This is a genomic window from Secundilactobacillus oryzae JCM 18671, from assembly GCF_000740055.1.
Lineage (GTDB): Bacteria > Bacillota > Bacilli > Lactobacillales > Lactobacillaceae > Secundilactobacillus > Secundilactobacillus oryzae.
On sequence record NZ_BBJM01000007.1, the window covers coordinates 40,288 to 62,647 of the forward strand.

Below are 22,360 nucleotides of genomic sequence, written 5' to 3' on the forward strand. Positions count from 1 at the left end.
ACTCGAAATAATCAGTGTTAATTATTTGCGGCGGCTCTTTTTGGCTCGTTGAATGGCCTTTTTCTTAGCCCGTTCACGATTCTGCTGCTCGCGTTGCTTCGTTTCCCGTTCACGCTGAATCTTCCATGGGTTTTGAATCAACATTGTTTGTCCCGCTTGGAACGCATTGGTGATTACCCAGTAAAGGGACAGTGCGGCTGGCACGTTTAACGCAGTGAAGAAGATAATGATTGGCATCCCGATGGTCATCATCGTGGTCATACTGTTGCCTTCTGGTTGTGACTTCATCGATAACCAAGAACTGATGAAGGTAAAGACGGCAGCTAAGATAGGAAGCACGAAATATGGATCCTTATCCCCTAGCTTGAGCCAGAGGAAGCCCCCTGTTCTCAAAGCTTCTGTCCGCCAGATGGCCTGGTACAGCGCCCAGATGATTGGTAATTGCACAATCAATGGTAAACAACCGGCTACCGGATTAACGCCAGCCTCAGAATATAACTTCTGTTGTTCTTCACGCAGTTTTTGCATGGTTTCCGTGTCGCGAGAAGAATACTTCTTTTGGAGCGCCTTAAGCTGAGGTTGAATTTCTTGAGTACGACGCATACTGCGCGTTTGGAAAATCATCAATGGTAAAATGACAATCCGCACCAAGATCGTAAAGACGATAATTCCCATCCCATAACTGCCACCAAAAAGGTTAGACAGCCAGATAATGGCACGCGAGAAGTTTAAGACGATTAAGCCATCCCAAATTCCCGTACTATTATTTGTAATCGGCTTGTTACTACAAGCGGTTAAGATGAGGACTAATCCAACGAGCGCCAAGCTCAATAAGATACGTCTGTATTTTTTCACTATTTTTCCTCACTATAATCAGAGTCAAGTAATTTTGCTAACTTCAATACGTGGATCAAGTGATGTTTCGTTTCTTCCATTGATAACTGGTCAGCCCGTGGACGAGCAATAACTAGAAAATCAACGTCTTGCTTCAAATACGGCTTTAACTCCAGCAATGATTGCCGGATTCTTCTCTTGACCCAGTTACGATGAACCGCGTTACCAACTTTCTTACCAACGGAAATCCCAACCCGAAAATGCGGTTGGTCTTTTTTCTCCATTGCATAGATGACAAATTGACGATTTGCCACCGACTGACGGGTTTCAAAAACTTCTTGAAATTCCGTTTCTTTTTTAATGCGGTATGATTTTCGCATGATACATCTCCAGAATGTGTCGAATCCGTACTAACTGACAACAAAAATAGTCGCGACCAAATTCAGCGAAAAAGAAAAGACCACTGAACGGTCAGTGGCCTTATGCAGATAATACTTTTCTGCCTTTTTGGCGTCTACGAGCTAATACGTTACGACCGTTGCTTGTACTCATACGCTTACGGAAGCCGTGTACACGTTGACGGTGACGTTTCTTTGGTTGGTATGTTCTCTTCATAAGGACACCTCCTACTTAATCGCTATTTTAAAAGCTGAATTATTTACATCATAGATTTTCCTAAATGCATTTCCTGAATATAATATCACACTAATTAGGAACTTCAAAGGAGAATTTTCAATTTTGTGAGCTTTCTGTGTTTTTTAAATTTTGTTTCATACACAGAGCCTGTGGATAACTTGTGGATAGCATTTATTTTATCCACCGGATTCCCACAAATTTATCCCCCAATTCACAGGCACTGAATCATTCTATAAACTACCCTGTTGAAACTGTTAATAACTTGTGAAACACTTGATTATATAGCATATTTTGTCCACAAGTATCTGTGGACAAGTCGATTTTTTTTGAAAATCACCAGAGTTATTCACACCCCTGTGGAAAAGTTTTTGACACCCTGTGAAACATTTATGAACAGGTTCGTTTGCCTGTGGAAAACTCATTTTTTTCATGCTAAACTGAATCTACAATTTCACATAAAGGAGGAATAACTTTGCTTGATCTTCAGTCAACTTGGGATGCAATCGCTGAAAGTTTCCGTGAAATTTCAACGCCAGTGACTTATTCAACCTGGATAGCGAGCGCAGAACCCATATCTTTAATTAATCGGCAACTTACGATCAAGCTTCCATCAGCACTACATAGAGATTATTGGGAAAATAACCTTACGCAGGAGCTCGTGGCTTTTGCGTACCAAGCCACCCATGAGGATATTCAACCGGACTTCATCATTGATTCGGATCTGACGGAAGAAAAAAAATCTACCACAGAGACGACTTCTGATGGACCAGGACTCATTCCTACTTTTATGAAGGAAACGAAGTTAAATCCGAAGTATACATTTGATACTTTTGTTATTGGAAAAGGTAATCAAATGGCTCATGCTGCGGCGTTAGTCGTTTCGGAAGAGCCCGGCAAAATGTACAATCCGCTGTTCTTTTATGGTGGTGTTGGCTTGGGTAAGACCCACTTGATGCACGCGATTGGAAACAAGATGATGGCGGACAAACCTGGTACCCGTGTTAAATATGTGACGAGTGAGGCCTTTACCAATGACTTCATTAACGCAATTCAAACTCGGACACAGGAACAATTTCGTCAGGAATACCGTAACGCCGACCTTTTGCTGGTCGATGACATTCAGTTCTTTGCTGATAAGGAAGGAACTCAAGAAGAATTCTTCCATACTTTCAACTCATTATATGATGATGGCAAACAAATCGTTTTGACATCCGACCGGTTACCACGCGAAATCCCCAAGCTGCAAGACCGCTTAGTTTCAAGGTTTGCCTGGGGGTTATCTGTGGATATCACCCCACCTGATTTGGAGACGCGGATTGCCATTCTTCGTAACAAAGCGAATGCGGATCAAATCGACATCCCCGATGACACTTTGAGTTACATCGCGGGCCAAATTGATTCCAACGTTCGTGAGCTCGAAGGTGCGCTATCCCGTGTTCACGCTTATGCCAAGCTAAAGAACACGCCAATTTCCACTGATTTAGTCGCCAAATCGTTGCAAAGCCTGAACCTTGGCAATGCACATACGGAGATTACAATCTTGGCCATCCAAAACACTGTGGCCAACTACTACCACGTCTCATTGGCTGACCTTAAGGGTAAAAAGCGGATGAAATCAATCGTTATGCCACGGCAGATTGCCATGTACTTGGCGCGCGAGTTGACTGATAGCTCACTACCTAAGATTGGAAATGAGTTTGGTGGCAAGGATCATACGACCGTTATTCATGCTTACGAAAAGATTACTGAGTCGCTTAAGCACGACGACAATCTTAAGAGCGAGCTCGATGACATCAAAAATGAACTAAAAAGATAATCTTTAAGAGTAGTTACTTATCCTAAAATTAAAATTATGGGATTAAGGACTGCTTTTTTTATGGTTTTTAAGCTATCATGGGTTTAGTAACTTTTACCTGTCAATTTGTCCACTGTGGATAAAAAAGGAAAACTCCCGAAGTTATCCACAAGTTACGCACAGGCAATGTTTCTTAGTAGGCTAATGTTCGTCATAGTTATCCACAGTATCAACTGCCCTACTACGACTTCTATCTTTTATTAATTAATATAATTACAACTAAGGAGTGACACACCCATTATGAAATTCTCAATTCGGCGTTCCGTTTTTATTAAGGAACTCAACAATGTTCAACGAGCAATCTCATCAAAAACCACAATTCCAATTTTGACGGGATTAAAACTAGTTGCGTCAGATGAAGGTTTGACCCTTACTGGTTCTAATGCAGATATTTCAATTGAAACGGTTATTTCAGCTAGTGATGAAGACAATGGTTTAGCCATTGCTAGTACAGGTGCCATTGTGTTACCTGCCCGTTTCTTTAGTGAAATCATCAAGCGTTTACCTGAAGATACGTTTGAACTTAACGTTACGGAAGGTTTCCAAACTGAAATCACTTCTGGTTCAGCTGCCTTTAACGTGAATGGCTTGGATGCCAATAACTATCCACATCTACCTGAAATTGATACAACTGATGCGATTAAATTAGATGGTGCTGTTTTCAAAGAACTCATTAGTCAAACAGTTATTGCAGTTTCTAATCAAGAAAGTCGCCCAATCTTAACAGGGGTTCACTTCGAGTTGGACGCTGATCAATTTTTGGCAGTTGCAACGGATAGTCACCGATTGAGCCAACGCAAGGTCAACTTACCAACTGGTTCTTCAACTAAGCACAACGTCATCATCCCCGGAAAGAGTTTAATTGAGCTTTCGCGAATGATCGGTGACGAATATGATCAAGTTGAAATGCGTTTATCCGAAAACCAAGCCCTTTTCATTCTGGGCGAAACGTCCTTCTACACTCGTTTGCTTGAAGGTACTTATCCTGACACTTCACGTCTGATTCCAAGCGAAGCCGAAACGACAGTTGAATTTGAGGCCCCGGCCTTACTTGCTTCAATCGAGCGGGCTTCATTGCTATCACATGAATCACGGAATAATGTCATTAAGCTCATCATTAAGCCAACCGAACAGACTGTGACCATCTTCGGTAACTCACCAGATGTTGGTAAAGTTGAGGAAGATTTGAAACCTAACGCTGTGACAGGTTCCGAATTAGAAATTTCATTTAACCCGGATTACATGAAGGATGCCCTTCACTCATTCGGTCAATCGACAATCAAAATTTCATTTACCTCTGCGTTGCGTCCATTTACGTTGGTACCAACTGAGGATCAAGAGAACTTTATTCAACTAATTACACCAGTGCGGACATTCTAGTTCGTCTTAATAGCACAAAATGCCACCTCGCATTCATTGCGGAGTGGCATTTTTTTGTCTGATGGAGTCAAATAGTGAAATTTCTCAGCCGAATTGTGGAAAAATGGTTGATTTGAATTTTAACGGGCTTATTTTTCGCTCTCAGGAATTTTAACCCCCTCACGCTTTTTCGTCTTAAAATCGATAAAATTGCGCAGAACGCGTCACATGCTTTCGTAATCTGTACTTTTAAGCCCAAAAAGCGTATAATATTCTTATGTATAAAGGTGGGTGAAGAGATGAATAAAGACGTCACCATTGACACTCCCTACATCACATTAGGGCAATTGCTTAAGGAAGAAGCTGTCGTTGGCACGGGTGGTCAAGCAAAATGGTATTTGCGCGAGCACACGGTTTCGGTTAATTCAGAGCCAGACGATCGGCGTGGCAGAAAGCTATATGATGGAGATACCGTTCAAGTACCTGAAGTAGGTACGTTTACGATACGCTCAAAGTAGGGTGAAACATGTATTTAAGAGACATGAGTCTACGTCATTTTCGAAACTATGAATCGGTAGATATGACCTTCAAAAACGGCATTAACATTTTGTTGGGTAAAAACGCCCAAGGGAAGACGAGCCTGTTGGAGGCCATTTATGTGTTGGCTTTAGCACGTAGTCACCGAACGAGTAGTGATCGAGATTTAATTAATTGGGATGCGACGGCTGCACAAGTTTTGGGATGCGTCCAAAAGCAATCGACTTCAGTACCACTGGAGTTGGATTTGGGCAAGACCGGTAAGCGTGCGAAGGTGAACCATTTGGAACAAGCTAAGTTGTCCCAGTATATTGGTCAGCTGAATGTTATCTTGTTTGCGCCTGAAGACCTTTCCTTGGTCAAAGGCTCACCACAAGTGCGACGCCGGTTTATTGATATGGAATTCGGTCAAATGAATTCTCGCTATCTTTACAACTTGTCGCAGTATCGCACGATTTTAAAGCAGCGAAATCGTTATTTGAAAGAATTGCGGAATCATAAGCAGTCGGATTTAGTCCTCTTAGATGTCTTATCCGACCAATTAGCAGCCTTTGGCGCGGAGATTATCTTCGAACGCTTGAAATTGCTTAAGGAGCTCGAACACTGGGCAGCCGCGGTTCACAAGGAGATTTCACAAGGTAAAGAACGCTTGACGTTTAAGTATGTTAATCCGCTTGAACCGGAGCAGTTGGCTTCAACTGATTCGATTTATGAGGGATTAAAAGCATTATTTGAACAAAAACGAGAAAAAGAACTCTTCCAGCGCACAACTCTATTTGGACCGCATCGAGACGACTTGCAGTTTTTCGTAAACGACAAGAACGTCTCGACTTTTGGCTCACAGGGACAACAACGGACGGCGGCTCTTAGCGTAAAGCTGGCGGAAATTAACCTGATGAAGGAAGAGACCGGTGAATACCCGGTATTGTTACTGGATGACGTACTTTCAGAGCTTGATGATAGTCGTCAAACACACTTGTTGACGGCGATTCAAGACAAAGTTCAAACGTTTCTGACCACCACGAGCTTAAGCGGGGTCGCCAGACAACTCATTCACGATCCTAAAGTCTTCCACATTGAAAATGGAAAACTATTGGAATAATCCTAAGATAACGCCGTTTTGATTAAGGGGGATGCACTTTTGGCAGACGAAAAAGAAACAAAAAAAGAGCGCGCAAGAGAATATGACGCCAGTCAGATTCAAGTTCTTGAAGGCCTAGAAGCTGTTCGTAAGCGACCAGGTATGTATATTGGATCAACGAGTTCACAAGGACTTCACCACCTCGTTTGGGAAATTATCGATAACGGGATTGATGAAGCTTTAGCTGGATTCGCAAACGAAATTCATGTGACTGTTGAAAAGGATAACAGTATTACTGTTGTCGATAACGGTCGTGGAATTCCAACCGGGATTCAAGAGAAGACAGGAAAATCCGCTTTGGAAACTGTCTTCACCATCTTGCATGCCGGTGGTAAGTTTGGCGGCGGCGGTTACAAGGTTTCTGGTGGGTTGCATGGTGTTGGTGCTTCCGTTGTTAACGCCTTATCAACAGAATTGGATGCCCAAGTTGTTCGAGATGGCAAACGCTACTACATCGATTTTGAGCGTGGTCACGTTAAAACCCCAATGAAGTTAATTGATGAAAATGTACCAGAAAATATTCACGGAACAACGGTTCACTTTGTGCCAGATCCAGATATTTTCCGCGAAACAACAACTTATGACATTAAGACGCTGACAACTCGGATCCGAGAACTTGCCTTTTTGAACAAGGGCCTGAAGATTTCGATTCGGGATGAACGTCCTGAAAAGCCAACCGAAGAGGATTTCCTCTACGAAGGTGGTTTGAAGCATTACGTTGAATATTTGAACCAAAATAAGACCACCTTATTCCCGGATCCAGTTTACGTTGAAGGTGTGGAAAAGGGCATCACGGTTGAAGTAGCGCTACAATACACGGATGATTATCATTCCAACCTATTGACGTTTACCAACAACATTCACACCTATGAAGGTGGAACGCATGAAGAAGGGTTCAAGCGGGCTTTAACGCGAATCATTAACGATTACGCTCGTAAGAATAACCTTTTGAAGGATAACGAAGATAATTTAACGGGTGAAGATGTGCGTGAAGGGATGACAGCTGTCCTTTCCATCAAGCATCCGGATCCTCAATTTGAAGGTCAAACTAAAACCAAACTAGGAAACTCCGATGCAAGAACCGTGACGGATCACTTATTTAGTGAGTACTTCATGGACTTCTTGATGGAAAATCCTGACGTTGCGAAAACCATCGTTGAAAAGGGAACTTTAGCCTCAAAGGCTCGGGTTGCTGCTAAACGGGCTCGTGAAGTAACGCGTAAGAAGAGTGGTCTAGAAATTAGTAATTTGCCTGGTAAGTTAGCTGATAACACCAGTAAAGATCCTGCTATTTCAGAACTCTTCATCGTCGAGGGTGATTCTGCCGGTGGTTCAGCTAAGCAGGGGCGTTCTCGTTTAACGCAAGCCATTTTGCCAATTCGAGGTAAAATCTTGAATGTTGAAAAGGCCAGCATGGACCGGATTTTGGCCAACGAAGAAATTCGTTCGCTATTTACGGCGATGGGAACTGGATTCGGTGATGAATTCGATGTATCCAAGGCCAACTATCACAAATTGATTATTATGACCGATGCCGATGTCGATGGTGCGCATATCAGAACGTTATTATTAACGCTGATGTACCGCTATATGAGACCACTTGTTGAGGCAGGCTACGTTTATATCGCACAGCCACCTCTGTATCGTGTCCGCCAAGGTAAGATGCAAAAGTACATCGATTCTGATGAAGAATTGCAAGAAGTTCTTGGTCAATTGCCACCTTCGCCAAAACCAGCTATTCAACGGTACAAGGGTCTTGGAGAAATGGATGCGGAACAACTTTGGGAAACGACAATGGATCCCGAAAACCGTCGTTTGCTCCGGGTAGATCCTGAAGACGCCGTTCAAGCGGATCAAGTTTTCAGTATGCTCATGGGTGACAAGGTTGAACCACGTCGAAAGTTTATCGAAGAAAACGCCCAGTTCGTTGAAAACTTGGACATTTAATTAATCAGAATTTTTGAAAAATTAGTTTTGAATTATGAATGGAGGTTAAGGATTTGGCAGATCAAGAACTACCAGGCCGAATTGAGAATGTCGACTTATCGAAGACGATGAGAACGTCATTCCTGGACTACGCGATGAGTGTTATCGTCGCTCGGGCATTGCCAGACGTTCGTGATGGACTGAAACCAGTTCACCGGCGTATTTTGTATGATATGAATGAGTTGGGTGTGACGCCCGACAAGCCTTACAAGAAGTCTGCCAGAGTTGTTGGTGACGTTTTAGGTAAGTATCACCCTCATGGTGACACGGCCGTTTACGAATCAATGGTTCGAATGGCCCAAGATTTCAGTTATCGTCACATGTTAGTCGATGGGCACGGAAACTTTGGTTCCGTCGATGGTGATGGTGCTGCGGCCATGCGTTATACCGAAGCCCGTTTAAGTAAAATCGCCATGGAAATGTTGCGGGATATCAACAAAGATACGATTGATTTCCAAGACAACTACGATGGCACTGAACGAGAACCCGTTGTGTTACCAGCGCGATTCCCTAACTTGCTTGTTAACGGGGCTTCTGGAATTGCTGTCGGAATGGCAACCAACATTCCACCGCACAACTTATCTGAAGTTATCAGTGCGTTGCACATTTTGATGAACAATCCAGATGCCACAACGGCTGATTTGATGGAGGCCTTACCTGGTCCCGATTTCCCAACTGGTGGGGTTGTCATGGGTAAGTCTGGTATCAGACGTGCTTATGAAACTGGTAAGGGCTCAATCATTGTTCGCGCCAAAGTGGACATTGAAGAGCAAAAGAATGGTAAGCAACGGATTGTTGCGACCGAAATTCCTTACATGGTCAACAAGGCCAAGTTGATTGAACGGATTGCTGAATTAGCCCGTGAAAAGCGGATTGAAGGCATCACGGATATCAACGATGAGTCTGACCGTGAAGGTATGCGGATTGTCATTGACGTTCGTCGTGACGCTAGCGCAGAAGTCATCCTGAACAATTTGTACAAGATGACCATGATGCAAACGTCATTCAGCTTCAACATGCTTGCCATCGTTAAGGGTGCGCCAAAGATCCTGAGTTTGAAGGAAATCCTAGTCGATTACCTCGAACACCAAGTTGAAGTTATTCAACGTCGGACTGCTTTTGAACTGAAAAAGGCAGAAGCTCGGGCACACATCCTTGAAGGATTGCAAATTGCGCTTGATCACATTGATGCTATTATCAGCATCATTCGTAATTCCCAAACTGGGGAAGTTGCGAAGGACCGGTTGATGAACGAATACAAACTCAGCGACAAGCAAGCGCAAGCTATCTTGGATATGCGTTTGGTTCGTTTGACCGGTTTGGAACGTGACAAGGTTGAAAATGAATACAATGCCTTACTGAAATCAATTGCGGAATACAAAGAAATCTTGGCAAGTCGTGATCGGGTTAACGAAATCATTTACCAAGAACTCTTGGATATCCAATCTAAGTTTGGCGACGCTCGTCGAACTGAATTGATGGTTGGTGAAGTGCTCAGTCTTGAAGACGAGGACCTCATTGCTGAAGAAGACGTAATCGTTTCGGTTACTCACAACGGTTACATTAAGCGATTGCCAACGTCAGAATTTAAGGCCCAAAACCGTGGTGGCCGAGGCGTTCAAGGAATGGGCGTTCATAATGATGACTTCATTGAGCACCTTGTGTCTGCCTCAACCCATGACGTGATCTTATTCTTCACGAATGCGGGTAAGGTTTACCGGATGAAGGGTTACGAAATCCCTGAATATGGCCGTTCAGCTAAGGGAATCCCAGTGATTAACTTATTGGGAATCAACACCGGCGAACGAGTTCAGGCGGTAATTAACATTTCTGGGGATGCCGAAAGTGAACGCTTCTTGTTCTTTACGACAGTTCAAGGAACGGTTAAACGGACGCCAGTTGATGAATTCACTAACATTCGGAGCAATGGTCTGAAAGCCATTACGTTGCATGAAGACGATGAACTTATGAATGTGGCCATCATTGAGGACAAGGACAACATGATTATCGGAACTCACCAAGGTTACGCGGTCAGTTTCCGTTCGACGGATGTTCGTTCAATGGGTCGTTCCGCTGCCGGAGTTCGTGGGATTCGACTACGTGATGATGATTACGTCATCGGTGCCGATATTCTTGAACCTAACAGTAAAGTCTTCGTCATTTCTGAAAAAGGATTTGGGAAGCAAACGGCCGCTAGTGAGTACCCGATCAAGGGTCGTGGCGGTAAAGGAATCAAGACCGCTAACATTACAGCGAAGAACGGACCACTTGCTGGTTTAGCTACTGTCTCTGGTGACGAAGACATCATGCTGGTGACTGATAAGGGTGTCATGATTCGATTCGGAATCGAGAAGGTTTCTGAAACTAGGCGGGCAACGCTCGGAGTTCACTTAATTCGAATTGACGAGGACGCTAAGGTTGCTACAATGACTGCCGTGGAAAAGGAAGAAGAATCGACTGACCAATCAAGTCAGGATGATGTAACTTCTGAATCGGTAGCCCCAGCTGATGATTCAGCAACGGATTCAGATTCAACTGAAGACTAAATATCACAAAATCAGGACAGTAAAAATTGTCCTGATTTTTTTAATGGATTTGGTAAGAAAGTGGCGTATTTAGAACTGTAGCGCAAAACAAACTCTCTTGTCGCGTCTCGTATTGCACTTTATTTTTGAACATGATATACTACTTATCTGTGAGTGCCGTCTTCTAGACGGAGACTCTCCTTGCTCATCTAAATCTAAATCGGGTGAGCCTGAAGTCCATAAGGAGGTGTATTTTTTCATGGAAACTACTAAATATGAAATTACATACATCATTCGTCCTGACCTTGACGACGCTACTAAGACTGCCTTAGTAGAACGTTTCGACAAGATCTTAACTGACAATGGTGCAAGTGTAATTGATTCAAAAGACTGGCAAAAACGTCGTTTGGCATACGAAATCGGTGGTTACAACGAAGGTGTTTACCATATCGTTAACTTAACTGCTGAAAATGCGGATGCATTAAACGAATTTGACCGTCTTTCAAAGATCAATGACAATATTCTTCGTCACATGATCGTAAAGCGTGAAGCTTAATATAGACCGATAATTTACTTTATCAATAACAACGAGAGGAGCAATCCGTTATGATCAACCGAGCAGTACTTACGGGACGCTTGACAAGAGATGTTGATTTACGTTACACACCAAGTGGTGCAGCCGTTGGAAACTTTACGTTAGCTGTTGATCGGCAATTTACCAATCAAAACAACGAACGTGAAGCGGACTTCATTAACTGTGTCATCTGGAGAAAGTCTGCAGAAAACTTCGCTAACTTCACCCATAAAGGGTCATTAGTTGGTATCGAAGGCCGTATTCAGACTCGAAACTACGAAAATCAACAAGGTCAACGAGTTTACGTGACTGAAGTTGTCGTTGAAAACTTTGCCTTGCTTGAACCACGTTCAGCTTCTGGCAATGCTGGTGGCAACAACTTCTCAGCTCCTAATGATAACAATGCTCCTCAAGGAGATACCAATCCATTTGGTGCACCTGCACAAGGTAATTCAGCACCTGCTGGCGGTTTTGGTGGAAATCAAAACCAACCAGCTGCTGATAACAGCAACCAAAATGACCCATTTGCAAATAATGGACAGTCAATTGATATCTCTGATGACGATTTACCATTCTAAGATCAATAATTGATCTTGGTTAATCAAGGAGGGAAAACACATGGCTCAACAAAGAAGAGGTGGCCGTCGTCGCCGTAAGGTTGACTTCATCGCCGCAAACCACATCGAATACATCGATTACAAAGACACTAACTTGTTAGAACGTTTCATTTCTGAACGAGGCAAGATTTTACCACGTCGTGTGACTGGTACTAGTGCAAAGAACCAACGTAAGCTTACAATCGCTATCAAGCGTGCAAGAATCATGGGCTTAATGCCTTTCGTTTCTGAAGAAGGCTAATTGTTGGCAAAGAAGGGTCAAAGCTGAAAAGCTTTGGCCTTTTTTGTCGGCTTTTTTAACTCATTCGCTTTCAAGAGGCTAACTTTTTTGAAAACCCTTAATGTGCTAAAATATAGCTACCATTGAATCGATTGAATCGTAAGAGGAGTAGCTATGAAAAAATTGTTTTCTTGGGAAAATATGCCGGAGTTTCTGCTTAACAAACGTTTGCGTGGCATCACTATTTTCATCGGTATTTTATCATTGATTGGTATCTGGTTAGCTTTCGTCTATAGCTGGATTTTGGGTCTCATTGGTGTGATTGCGGTGATTATTGGTCTCTACATGACCTTTAACGCAATGAATGAGATTGGAAAAGATACCACTCGCTATATTGCCGATCTTTCTTATCGTATCAAACGGGGTGAACAAGAGGCACTGTTAGAAATACCGGTTGGGGTCATTATATTTAGTGAGTCCAACGATATCGAGTGGGTGAATCCTTACATTCAGAGATACTTCGGGGATCAGATGGTCCTTGGCGAGAAGTTGGAAGATGTTGACCCTGAATTAGCTGAACTCATCGCGGGTCAAAGTGAAGAAAGCACAATTAAAACGGTATCGTGGCACGACTATAAGATTTCACTCTTAGTTCAAAAGGAACTCAGGGTGGCTTACGTCATGGACATTACGAACTACGAGAATATTTCTCAGCTCTATAACGACGAAAAGCTGGCATTAGGACAAATTTTCTTGGATAACTACGATGAAATTACGCAGTCTATGACCGACCAAGAAATTTCGAACCTCAGAAACTACGTCACCAATGAGCTTTCTAGTTGGGCGCAGGAATTTGGGATGTACATCAAACAGCTCGATGATGATCACTTCTTCCTGCTAACTTACGCTAAGACACTTAAGCGAATTGAAGAGGACAAGTTTAAAATCCTTGACGTCATTCGCGAAAGTACCTCTAAGCAAAACTTCCCACTAACCTTGAGTATTGGGATTTCTTACGATGACTTAAACTTGAATCACTTGGCTGACCAAGCACAAAGTAATCTTGATTTGGCGCTCGGACGTGGTGGTGACCAAGTTGTTGTGAAGGCGCAAGACGAAGAAGCTCGTTTCTACGGGGGTAAGACTAACCCAATGGAGAAGCGAACTCGAGTCAGAGCTCGTATGATTTCGCAGGCTTTACAAGAGCTGATGAATGAGTCGGATCAAGTCTTTGTACAAGGTCATTTGCATCCAGATATGGATTCTGTTGGAGCCTGTTTGGGGATTCGTCGAATTGCTAAAATGAATCATAAAGACTGCTGGATCGTTTTGGATCAAGAAAACGTGCATTCAGATATCCAGCGGTTACTTGAAGTTCTCAAGGATTATCCAGAAGTTATGGCGTCTATTATCACACCAGCTGAGGCGCTTGAGAAGGCCACTAAGCAAAGTTTACTGATTATGGTAGACCATTCCAAGACGACCCTTTCAATCGCACCAGAGCTCTATAACAAGCTCGAAAATCGGGTCATGATTATCGACCATCACCGTCGAGGCGAGGCTTTCCCTGAAAATCCAATTTTGGTTTACATCGAACCCTACGCTTCCTCAACGTGTGAGTTGATCACAGAAATGTTCGAGTATCAATCACAAGAAGAAGAGCCAATAAATAAGGTTGAGGCAACCGCCATGTTGACGGGGATTTTCATTGATACCAAATCCTTCTCATTAAGAACGGGAACACGAACCTTTGATGCGGCCAGTTATTTAAGATCTGCTGGGGCTGATTCAGTTCAAATGCAGGAATTGATGAAGGAAAACGTCGACAGTTATCTTGCCCGGAACCATTTAATCGAGCTGGTTGACTTTATCGATAAGGATAAGGCAATCGTAGTCGGTGAAGATGACCAAATTTACGATTCTGTTACCGCGGCACAAGCGGCGGACGATTTGCTGAATATGTCGGGTGTGGACGCCTCGTTTGTCATCACCAAGCGCGATGACGGACAAGTTGGGGTTTCCGCTCGTAGTCTAGGCGATTACAACGTTCAACTCATCATGGAACAAATGGGTGGTGGTGGTCACCTTTCCAGTGGCGCCACTCAGATTGAAGGCAAAACGATCATGGAAGTTAAGCAAAGATTGATAGATATTTTAGCGGAAAATGATGCACCAGAGACTGAATCCGACGCCGAGTAATTTTAGGTGTCACATGGACCGATAGTGTGATACAGTTTTAAATGAGCCGACTTGTTCGGTACGCTAATTAAGAAGGAGGGGATCACTGTGAGAGTAATCTTTCTTGAAGATGTTCGCGGAAAAGGTAAACGCGGTGATATTAAAGAAGTTCCAGATGGCTATGCCCAAAACTTTTTAATTAAAAATGGTAAGGCAAAGGCCGCCACGAAATCCGCAATGAGCCAAATTGAAGGTCAAAAAAAGGCCGAAGCAAAGCATGAAGAAGAGCTTTTAGAAGAAGCAAAACAACTTAAGACAACGCTTGAAGATGATAAGACAGTTGTAGAATTGAAAGCAAAAGCGGGGACTGATGGTCGCCTGTTTGGCTCAATTCCAAGCAAACAAATTGCCCAAGCGCTTAACAGCCAATTTGGTCTCAAATTGGATAAACGTAAGATTGAACTGAATGAGCCAATTCGCGTAATGGGATATATTAATGTACCAGTTAAACTTCACCAAGACGTTACCGCTAAGATTCGGGTACACGTTTCGGAAAAGTAAACTGGTCATTTGATGAAAAGGTCTCAAAATCAATTACTGGTTTTGAGCCTTTTGTTTCTTAAGGGTTTAGGAGAACGCAATAATGAATAACGAGATTATTAACGATCAGACACCACCACAAAATATTGAGGCGGAAAAAGCCGTTTTAGGGGCAATTTTTCTTAGTACTGATGCAATTGTCGATACTATGGCGTATTTACAGCCAGAGGATTTTTATCGTCGTGCTCATCAGCTTATTTTCGCTGTCATGGTGGACCTAAACGACCGGGATGAGGCGATTGATGCCGTGACCGTCAGTGACGAATTGACGACGCGGAATCAGCTGGAAGATATCGGTGGCGTGAGTTATATCGCCGAGCTGGCATCTTCCGTTCCGACGGCAGCCAATGCCAGTTACTACGCTAAAATCGTGTCCCAGCAGGCCATTTTACGACGTTTAATTCGGACTGCGACTGATATTGTCACAAAAAGTTATTCGCAAGACGACTCTGTGGAAGATCTATTAGCGCAAGCTGAACAAAGCATCATGAACGTGGCGGAGGACCGAAATTCTTCTGGGTTCAAGCCGATTAAAGATGTTTTAACGAATACCTTTGAAGAAATCGATAAACTTGCCCAACAAAAAGACACGGTTACCGGGTTATCGACCGGTTACCGCGACTTAGACAAGATTACGACTGGGTTGCATGAGGATGAATTAATGATTTTGGCAGCCCGGCCAGCCGTTGGTAAGACGGCGTTTGCGCTAAACATTGCCCAAAATGTGGGAACGAAGACTGATAAAACGGTTGCTATCTTTAGTTTGGAAATGAGTGCAGAATCCTTAGTTAACCGGATGCTGTGTGCGGAAGGAAGCATCGATGCTAACCATTTACGAACGGGGCAACTGAGCGAAGAAGAATGGCAAAACCTAGTTGTTGCAATGGGAAGTCTATCCAAGGCTAATATCTATATTGATGATACGGCTGGTATCAAGATGTCCGAAATTCGGGCTAAATGTCGTCGTTTGGATAAGGACCGTAATGGGGATCTGGGCCTAGTGCTCATCGATTACCTCCAACTGGTTGAAAGTAGCGGTGCCGAAAACCGGCAACAAGAAGTTTCCCAAATTTCTCGTCAACTCAAGAAATTGGCTAAGGAGCTTCACGTGCCAGTTATCGCACTGTCACAACTTTCTCGTGGTGTAGAACAACGCCAAGATAAGCGACCAGTGTTATCCGATATTCGTGAATCTGGTTCGATTGAGCAAGATGCTGATATCGTGTCCTTCCTCTACCGTGATGATTATTATGAACGGGAAGATGGTGAGGATAACGATGGCGGCGGGAATGATGAAATTCAAAATGTGGGTCCCGTTGAAGTCATCATCGAAAAGAACCGTTCAGGTCCTCGAGGAACCGTTAAATTGCTATTCGTTAAGTCGTATAACAAGTTCTCCTCGATTTCCAACATACCTGATCAGAGCGCTTAATTTACTGGCTGGGCAAGGCATTCGCTTTGGACCAGCCTTTTTGCTGGGCACAAAAAAACAGGTCCGCCTCACGGGGCAGACCTGCTAGTTATCAGTATTTCAATTCATTTCTCATATTCCAAGGGGAGGAGGAGTATTTGAAAATGGAGTTTGGGGGGGATGATTGGAAAAGCTTGGGGAAGCTATTTCCTAACCATGACTACACTATAACTCCTAAATTTGAAGAAATTGTGACGAATCAGCAATGACTTCTTAAAGATAATATTACAGAATATAGATAGGCGGTGGTCCGATGAAAGAGATTCGATTGAAATGGTTATTAACCGGGGCCATGCTGAATAGTATTGGGACCAGCTTTATCTGGCCACTTACGACCATTTACATGCATAATGCACTTGGAAAATCATTAACTGAAGTGGGCGTTATTTTATTGATGTACTCAATTGCTAACGTTATTGGGAGCTACATCAGCGGCGCTTTGTTTGATCGGTTAAATCCGCAGTTTTTAACCTTATTTGGCGTCTGTATTTCCGGATTAGCCATGGGGACCATGATCTTTTTCCATGGCTGGCCAGCTTATCCAATTGGCCTCATTGCGATTGGATTTGGAACGGGTTGGATTATCACGCAAATAAATTCACTGGGCACGACGATTCGCTCGCGTGACGGTCGCTATGTTTTCAATATGCTCTACTTTATGCAAAACCTGGGCGTGGTCTTTGGAACGTCGTTAGTGGGCTTTGTGTACGATACGAGTATGTCGCTCCTATTTGTGATTACAACGATCTTATACGTCTTGTTACTGCTTGTGGTGGCTATCTTTTACCGAGTGGGTCAGCGCACCAAGCAGACTGAGCAAACAGAACGAGCGGTTAAATTACGGCTGCCGAATAGCAATCGCTGGATTATTTTTACCTTCTTTTTCACGCTCGTGGTCATTTGGATGATGTACGAACAGTGGGTATCAAACCTATCCGTTTATATGATGGGGATGGGGATTCCAATGCGAAATTACAGCCTTTTATGGACGCTGAATGCCGGTTTGATTGTGGTTTTCCAACTGATTATTAACCGGTTAGCTGAAATTATTAAGAATATTTATCTGCAAGTGTTTGCGGGAATTTTCTTTGTTGCGGTGTCATTCGTGACGTTACTGTATGCGCATGATTACTTACACTTTGTTTTGGCCATGGTCATTCTGACGATGGGCGAAGCAACCGCATTTCCCGCTATTCCAGCAATCGTCAATGAGTTGACACCATTGAAGGTTAAGGGAAAGTATCAAGGATTGCTGAACGCCTGGGCATCGGTTGGTAAAGCGATTGGTCCATTATTCGGGGGACTCATGATTGATGCTTTGAATTATATGTGGTTATTTTTCATCGCCGCAGTCTCAACATTTGGCCTATTGCTGATTAATGGAGTCGTGGTTCATTGTAAGCGCCAAAAAACAGAAACTTACTAGGAGTGTAAAAAGTGAAGAAGGTTAAACGGGGAATTTTAGGCTTAGTCATTGGTCTAAGTTTGGGGATAGGCGTCTTAGTTCTCAATAATAACCATCAAGGGGAATTTGAAATTTACACGAAGTATGTCACGCCGGATGATGGTCAAACAACGTTGATTTTGCAAAATGGTTCCAAAAATTTACGGCCAGTAGCGGTCCCAAACGGTGAGGTCACTAAAACGGGCAAAACCACAGAAACGGTTGTTCATTGGGTACCTTTTCGGTCACATCATCAACGCCATTTTAATTAATTTTTAATATTCATGAATTGAATAAAAGCTAAGTAAACCACGACCATGACAGGTTGTGGTTTTTGTATAAAATGGTCTGTGGGGATGAATATCAAATTTGATTATTGACAATTTTATGCATAAAAGGTATCTTAATCAGCATAGATTTTCATAATCATGAATAACGAAGAAGAGAAGAGTAACTAACAAAGGGCACGCGCAGCAAGTCTAGGTCAATGAAAGCTAGACCGGTCCGAGTTGGTGAACCGCATCTCGAAGTTGTCTTAAGAGGATTAGGACTGGTTTGGTGCCCATTAACGCATCGGAGTTTGAATACGAACTCTTAGAGGAAAGTCGTGTGAGCGACTTTCGAACATAAGGTGGTAAAGCGATAGTCGCCCTTGGTCCCAAGTGGATTAGGGCGACTTTTTTAGTACCCTAAATTAAATTCAAAGGAAGGTGTTACCCATGAGCGAACAGTTAAATCAATTATCAGATATTCAACAAAACGTCCGACGTTCTTTCCGATCTGGCATGGTTTCGCGATGCTACAAGTTGGGTCATCATAATTTGAATTTAAAAGGGGAACATACACATGAACAAGAAAGCACTATTAACAATTGCATTAGGTAGTTTTGCACTCATTTTAGCTGGCTGTACCAGCGGTAAGGCGGATGAGACAAATGCAAATAAGACACTAAACGTAACACTTAGCGGAAATCCAGCCACTGCGGATCCTGCACTGTCGGGGGACCGGTTCAGTTCCGCAATGATTGGTCAAACATATGAAGGACTGTATACGTACGACAAAAAGGGGGATGTCGTACCGGGCGTCGCAACTAAAGTGGTTAAACCGACCAATAATGGCACGGTTTACACTTATACGCTGAAAAAGGATGCGAAATGGGCAAATGGGGAAGAAGTTACTGCCCAGGATTTCGTTACATCATTTGAACATGAAGTTGATCCAACTTCGAAGTCACAAATTGCGAGTGATTTTAAATACTTTAAGAACTACCAAGCCGTTCAAGATGGTAAGGTAAAGCCAAGTGCATTAGGGGTAAAGGCACTGGGGGAGAAGAAGCTACAGATTACGTTGAGCAAACCACAACCTTGGTTGAATGATATTTTGGCCTCAAAGGGTTACCCAATCAACACCAAAGCCTTTAAGAAGTATGGGAGTAAGTACGGGACCTCATCTGCAAAAACAGTTTCAAACGGTCCTTACAAACTGGCTAAATGGGACGGAACGTCTGATGATTGGGAATATCAAAAGAACACTAACTATTGGGATGCGAAGAACGTCAAAATCAACAAAGTTGCCGTTCAGGTCGTGAAGGAACCTGGAACCGCACAAAGCTTGTTTACTTCTGGCAAGGTTCAAGAAACGGCCATTCAAGGTACTTACGTCAAGAACAATGAGAAGAGTAAGAACCTAAAGACCACACTAAACGGGTCAATGCGTTTCCTTGAATTCAACGACAAGAAAACGGTAACCCACAACACCAAGGTTCGTCAGGCATTTTCATACCTGGTTAATCGTGAACAAGTCACTAAAAATGTACTTCAAGATGGCTCGGCGCCCGCAACAAGTTTGATTCCTAAGGGGGATGCTAAAGATCCCGAAACTGGCGAAGACTTCACCAAAGAGGTTGGGAACTTGTTAAGTTACAACCCAGCCAAGGCAACGAAGCTTTGGAACCAAGCTAAAAAAGAATTGGGTAAGGACAAGATTTCACTTCAAATTTTGTCTGCTGATACAGAAGATGAGAAGCACGTAGCTCAGTATCTACAACAACAAGCTGAAAAGTATCTACCAGGTGTTTCAGTGACAATCCAGTCAATCCCACTCGCTCAACAAATTGCGAAGGGGGCAAAGGGTGACTACGATATTGATTTAGATGGTTGGGCAACCAACTGGTATGATCCACTGGACTTCTTACAAATGGCCGATGGTTCTAATCCCGTTAACTTTACGAAGTGGGACGACAAGACTTATCAAAACATGATTAAGAAGATTAATGATACCGAAAACTACACCACAGCAGAACGTTGGGACTTAATGAAGAAGGCGGACGTTTACGTCACCGAAAAAGCTGGATTAGTCCCACTTTACCAACAAGCAAAAGCTTACCTCGTTAGCGATAAGGTCGGGGGCTTATCCTACACGATGGTGACAGAAGCTAATTACAAGTACGCTTACTGGAAGTAGCAAAAAACGATTTTGAGCATCAAATTAGGGCATGGATTTGATGGGCGGTATAATGAGAGTAGAGAGCAATGGAATTACTGACTGCGAGCAGTAATGGAAAAAACTAAAATGTTCCACATGAAACATTTTGGTTAAAAATAAGACCCACACCAATTGAGGTGTGGGTCTTTATTTGTTTAGAACATCTTTTCAATGAACGTATCTAAATTATGACGGTCGCGGCGATCAAACATGAGGGTCAGTTGGTCACCAACGTTCAACGTCAGATCACCGTTAGCCACAATTTGATGGTTATGGCGAGTGACCTTCGTTAAAATAACGCCTTTGGGCCAAGAAACAGCTCGAATTTCTTGTGCAACAGCAAGGCTTGCCGGTGAAATTGTAACAGTTAACTCATCTAATTTGCTGGCGTGCTCGCCTAGATTTTGATTGCGCATCATTTGGGAAGCCAAAGCATCATAAATTGGTGAACCACCAAGCGCATCAACGACCAGATAGGCGATTAACGAAACGACCGCCAGGGGTAATAGATGAGTTAGCGAGCCCACCATTTCCGTAATTAAAATAATTGCGGTAAAGGGAGATTTACTAATGCAGGCAAAGTAACCGGCCATGCTGATGATAATGAGGTTGGGAATATATTGAGCGGGTAATAGATTTAAACTTGAGGCAGATGACGCGAACAAGCCACCTAGAGCTGCCCCAAGTGCCAAAATTGGCAAAAAAATCCCGCCTGGGACGCCTGAACCAAAGGAGATAGCCGAGTAGATGAACCGAGCGATAACAACGCCTAGCAGCCATAATAAGGGCCAATGCTGACTGCCTAACAGGTGAATGACGTCATTTCCGCCACCCAACACTTGTGGCCAAAGGATTCCAAGTGGCCAGACAAGCAACAGCATGATGACGCCATGGAAATGACGTGGGAGTCGTGGAATATGGCGGTATAGGCGTGGCATCCCCAACGTTACCTTTTGATAGAGTCGACCAAAACCACCTAAAAATAGTCCCATAACCAGTAAAAGCCAGAAGTAGCGTGGCGGTAACATTTGAGTATAGTGCACGTCCAACACAGGGTGTAAGCCAAAGACCAGTTCCGAGATTAAATCGGCGGCTAAAGCACTACTGAGTGCGCTTAACCAAAGTAATAGTGAAAAGCTATGCGCAACTTCTTCCATAATAAACATTGCCCCGGCAAGTGGTGCACCGAATGCAGCTGATAGTCCCGCACTTGCGCCAGCTGCAAGCATTAGACGCCATTGTTGCTCATTAAGTTGGCGTTTTTCGGCGTAGAGTTGACCAACGAGGCCACCAAGCTGAATGGACGGTCCCTCGCGACCAAGCATCCCACCAGAGCTAATCATCAAAGCTCCTGCGACAAATTTGCGCCACAGTAGCGGAAATGGATTCAACGTTAATTGCCCCTTCAGTTGCAATTCCACTTCTGGAATTCCAGAGCCCATAATATGAGGTTGGCTTTTGATGAGTAAACCGGTGATGAGGGTTACGATAAAAATGACTCCCATCATTAGGAGCCAATTGAAGTGATGCGTAGATTGTTGGTAAAGCCAGAGCCAAACGGGGAGTCCGTGCTGAATTAGCCAGCGAAAAGCACTCACAATCAGGCCAGCAAAAATTCCCACAATCAGACTATCAGCAATGATTTTGAGTTTAGTACGATCAATTTGTTGTTTCATATGTCATTATCCAGTCCATTTCGTAAAAGAGCTTATAAACCAGTCTACCACAACCTTCACGTGAGTTAGAAAGTTGCTCGGATGATTTAATCAGTTTTGAGGGCCAGGTGTACAATGAGGCTGAGTGAAGTGAACCCCCGAGATTGGACAACAATCTCGGGGGTTTTATTATGACTAAATTTAATTTAGAGTTACGAATTTCTATTGTGACACAATATTTAAC

At 43.3% G+C, this 22,360-nt stretch carries 19 protein-coding genes; 15 read left to right on the forward strand and 4 right to left on the reverse strand.

Going from position 1 to position 22,360, the window contains the following annotated elements; all coding sequences use genetic code 11:
- Positions 1-21: 21 nt before the first annotated feature.
- The 3 genes from yidC to rpmH form a co-directional block, all read right to left on the reverse strand.
- On the reverse strand, positions 22-855 hold the full coding sequence (gene yidC / locus LOSG293_RS02985) for a membrane protein insertase YidC (protein WP_152551080.1): 834 nt from the start codon (positions 853-855) through the stop codon (positions 22-24).
- A complete protein-coding gene (gene rnpA / locus LOSG293_RS02990; RefSeq protein ID WP_034526845.1) occupies positions 855-1,214 on the reverse strand; it encodes a ribonuclease P protein component in 360 nt (119 codons plus the stop codon). Before rnpA ends, yidC begins: the two co-directional genes overlap by 1 nt.
- A gap of 100 nt (positions 1,215-1,314) precedes the next feature.
- Positions 1,315-1,449, reverse strand: a complete 135-nt coding sequence (rpmH, locus tag LOSG293_RS02995; protein ID WP_081919867.1) for a 50S ribosomal protein L34 — start codon at positions 1,447-1,449, stop codon at positions 1,315-1,317.
- Positions 1,450-1,942: 493 nt separating this feature from the next.
- Here rpmH and dnaA point away from each other — a divergent pair, with 493 nt between their 5' ends.
- The 15 genes from dnaA to LOSG293_RS03070 all read left to right on the forward strand — a co-directional run bounded on the left by dnaA (position 1,943) and on the right by LOSG293_RS03070 (position 20,440).
- Positions 1,943-3,286 carry a chromosomal replication initiator protein DnaA gene (gene dnaA, locus LOSG293_RS03000; protein WP_034526848.1) on the forward strand — a complete coding sequence of 448 codons (1,344 nt, stop codon included), beginning with the start codon at positions 1,943-1,945 and terminating at the stop codon, positions 3,284-3,286.
- A 279-nt stretch (positions 3,287-3,565) separates the two neighbouring features.
- Positions 3,566-4,705: a DNA polymerase III subunit beta gene (gene dnaN / locus LOSG293_RS03005; protein WP_034526851.1), complete on the forward strand. Its 1,140-nt coding sequence runs from the start codon at positions 3,566-3,568 to the stop codon at positions 4,703-4,705.
- A 278-nt stretch (positions 4,706-4,983) separates the two neighbouring features.
- Positions 4,984-5,202 (forward strand): S4 domain-containing protein YaaA, encoded by a 219-nt coding sequence (gene yaaA / locus LOSG293_RS03010; protein WP_034526853.1) that lies wholly within the window; start codon positions 4,984-4,986, stop codon positions 5,200-5,202.
- An 8-nt stretch (positions 5,203-5,210) separates the two neighbouring features.
- Complete coding sequence (gene recF, locus LOSG293_RS03015) at positions 5,211-6,323, forward strand: DNA replication/repair protein RecF (protein ID WP_034526855.1); 1,113 nt, start codon at positions 5,211-5,213, stop codon at positions 6,321-6,323.
- A 39-nt stretch (positions 6,324-6,362) separates the two neighbouring features.
- On the forward strand, positions 6,363-8,309 hold the full coding sequence (gene gyrB, locus LOSG293_RS03020; RefSeq protein ID WP_034526858.1) for a DNA topoisomerase (ATP-hydrolyzing) subunit B: 1,947 nt from the start codon (positions 6,363-6,365) through the stop codon (positions 8,307-8,309).
- Between the two features lie 38 nt (positions 8,310-8,347).
- Complete coding sequence (gene gyrA / locus LOSG293_RS03025) at positions 8,348-10,894, forward strand: DNA gyrase subunit A (protein WP_034526861.1); 2,547 nt, start codon at positions 8,348-8,350, stop codon at positions 10,892-10,894.
- Between the two features lie 238 nt (positions 10,895-11,132).
- On the forward strand, positions 11,133-11,429 hold the full coding sequence (rpsF, locus tag LOSG293_RS03030) for a 30S ribosomal protein S6 (RefSeq protein ID WP_034526864.1): 297 nt from the start codon (positions 11,133-11,135) through the stop codon (positions 11,427-11,429).
- A 50-nt stretch (positions 11,430-11,479) separates the two neighbouring features.
- Positions 11,480-12,025, forward strand: coding sequence for a single-stranded DNA-binding protein (ssb, locus tag LOSG293_RS03035; protein WP_034526867.1), 546 nt, complete (start codon positions 11,480-11,482; stop codon positions 12,023-12,025).
- Positions 12,026-12,065: 40 nt separating this feature from the next.
- A complete protein-coding gene (gene rpsR, locus LOSG293_RS03040) occupies positions 12,066-12,305 on the forward strand; it encodes a 30S ribosomal protein S18 (RefSeq protein ID WP_034526869.1) in 240 nt (79 codons plus the stop codon).
- Between the two features lie 153 nt (positions 12,306-12,458).
- The gene (locus LOSG293_RS03045) at positions 12,459-14,483 is read left to right on the forward strand and encodes a DHH family phosphoesterase (RefSeq protein ID WP_081919868.1); all 2,025 of its coding nucleotides are present in this window, start codon (positions 12,459-12,461) and stop codon (positions 14,481-14,483) included.
- 87 nt (positions 14,484-14,570) lie between these two features.
- Complete coding sequence (rplI, locus tag LOSG293_RS03050; protein ID WP_034526872.1) at positions 14,571-15,023, forward strand: 50S ribosomal protein L9; 453 nt, start codon at positions 14,571-14,573, stop codon at positions 15,021-15,023.
- 82 nt (positions 15,024-15,105) lie between these two features.
- Positions 15,106-16,494 carry a replicative DNA helicase gene (gene dnaB, locus LOSG293_RS03055; RefSeq protein WP_034526874.1) on the forward strand — a complete coding sequence of 463 codons (1,389 nt, stop codon included), beginning with the start codon at positions 15,106-15,108 and terminating at the stop codon, positions 16,492-16,494.
- Positions 16,495-16,786: 292 nt separating this feature from the next.
- Positions 16,787-17,959: an MDR family MFS transporter gene (locus tag LOSG293_RS03060; RefSeq protein ID WP_034526876.1), complete on the forward strand. Its 1,173-nt coding sequence runs from the start codon at positions 16,787-16,789 to the stop codon at positions 17,957-17,959.
- 11 nt (positions 17,960-17,970) lie between these two features.
- Positions 17,971-18,249, forward strand: a complete 279-nt coding sequence (locus LOSG293_RS03065) for a hypothetical protein (RefSeq protein ID WP_034526880.1) — start codon at positions 17,971-17,973, stop codon at positions 18,247-18,249.
- 574 nt (positions 18,250-18,823) lie between these two features.
- Complete coding sequence (locus LOSG293_RS03070) at positions 18,824-20,440, forward strand: peptide ABC transporter substrate-binding protein (RefSeq protein ID WP_034526882.1); 1,617 nt, start codon at positions 18,824-18,826, stop codon at positions 20,438-20,440.
- 176 nt (positions 20,441-20,616) lie between these two features.
- On the opposite strand, the gene LOSG293_RS03075 is transcribed toward LOSG293_RS03070, so the two are convergent.
- Positions 20,617-22,137 carry a ClC family H(+)/Cl(-) exchange transporter gene (locus LOSG293_RS03075; RefSeq protein WP_034526886.1) on the reverse strand — a complete coding sequence of 507 codons (1,521 nt, stop codon included), beginning with the start codon at positions 22,135-22,137 and terminating at the stop codon, positions 20,617-20,619.
- Between the last annotated feature and the right edge of the window lie 223 nt (positions 22,138-22,360).

Bases quoted from the DNA above. Each gene is read 5' to 3' on its own strand.
- LOSG293_RS03045 (WP_081919868.1), top strand. From the start codon at position 12,459: ATGAAAAAATTGTTTTCTTGGGAAAATATGCCGGAGTTTCTGCTTAAC.
- dnaB (WP_034526874.1), top strand. From the start codon at position 15,106: ATGAATAACGAGATTATTAACGATCAGACACCACCACAAAATATTGAG.
- rpmH (WP_081919867.1), bottom strand. From the start codon at position 1,449: ATGAAGAGAACATACCAACCAAAGAAACGTCACCGTCAACGTGTACAC.
- rpsF (WP_034526864.1), top strand. From the start codon at position 11,133: ATGGAAACTACTAAATATGAAATTACATACATCATTCGTCCTGACCTT.
- rpsR (WP_034526869.1), top strand. From the start codon at position 12,066: ATGGCTCAACAAAGAAGAGGTGGCCGTCGTCGCCGTAAGGTTGACTTC.
- gyrA (WP_034526861.1), top strand. From the start codon at position 8,348: ATGGAGGTTAAGGATTTGGCAGATCAAGAACTACCAGGCCGAATTGAG.
- dnaN (WP_034526851.1), top strand. From the start codon at position 3,566: ATGAAATTCTCAATTCGGCGTTCCGTTTTTATTAAGGAACTCAACAAT.
- LOSG293_RS03075 (WP_034526886.1), bottom strand. From the start codon at position 22,137: ATGAAACAACAAATTGATCGTACTAAACTCAAAATCATTGCTGATAGT.
- LOSG293_RS03060 (WP_034526876.1), top strand. From the start codon at position 16,787: ATGAAAGAGATTCGATTGAAATGGTTATTAACCGGGGCCATGCTGAAT.
- ssb (WP_034526867.1), top strand. From the start codon at position 11,480: ATGATCAACCGAGCAGTACTTACGGGACGCTTGACAAGAGATGTTGAT.
- LOSG293_RS03070 (WP_034526882.1), top strand. From the start codon at position 18,824: ATGAACAAGAAAGCACTATTAACAATTGCATTAGGTAGTTTTGCACTC.
- recF (WP_034526855.1), top strand. From the start codon at position 5,211: ATGTATTTAAGAGACATGAGTCTACGTCATTTTCGAAACTATGAATCG.
- rnpA (WP_034526845.1), bottom strand. From the start codon at position 1,214: ATGCGAAAATCATACCGCATTAAAAAAGAAACGGAATTTCAAGAAGTT.
- yaaA (WP_034526853.1), top strand. From the start codon at position 4,984: ATGAATAAAGACGTCACCATTGACACTCCCTACATCACATTAGGGCAA.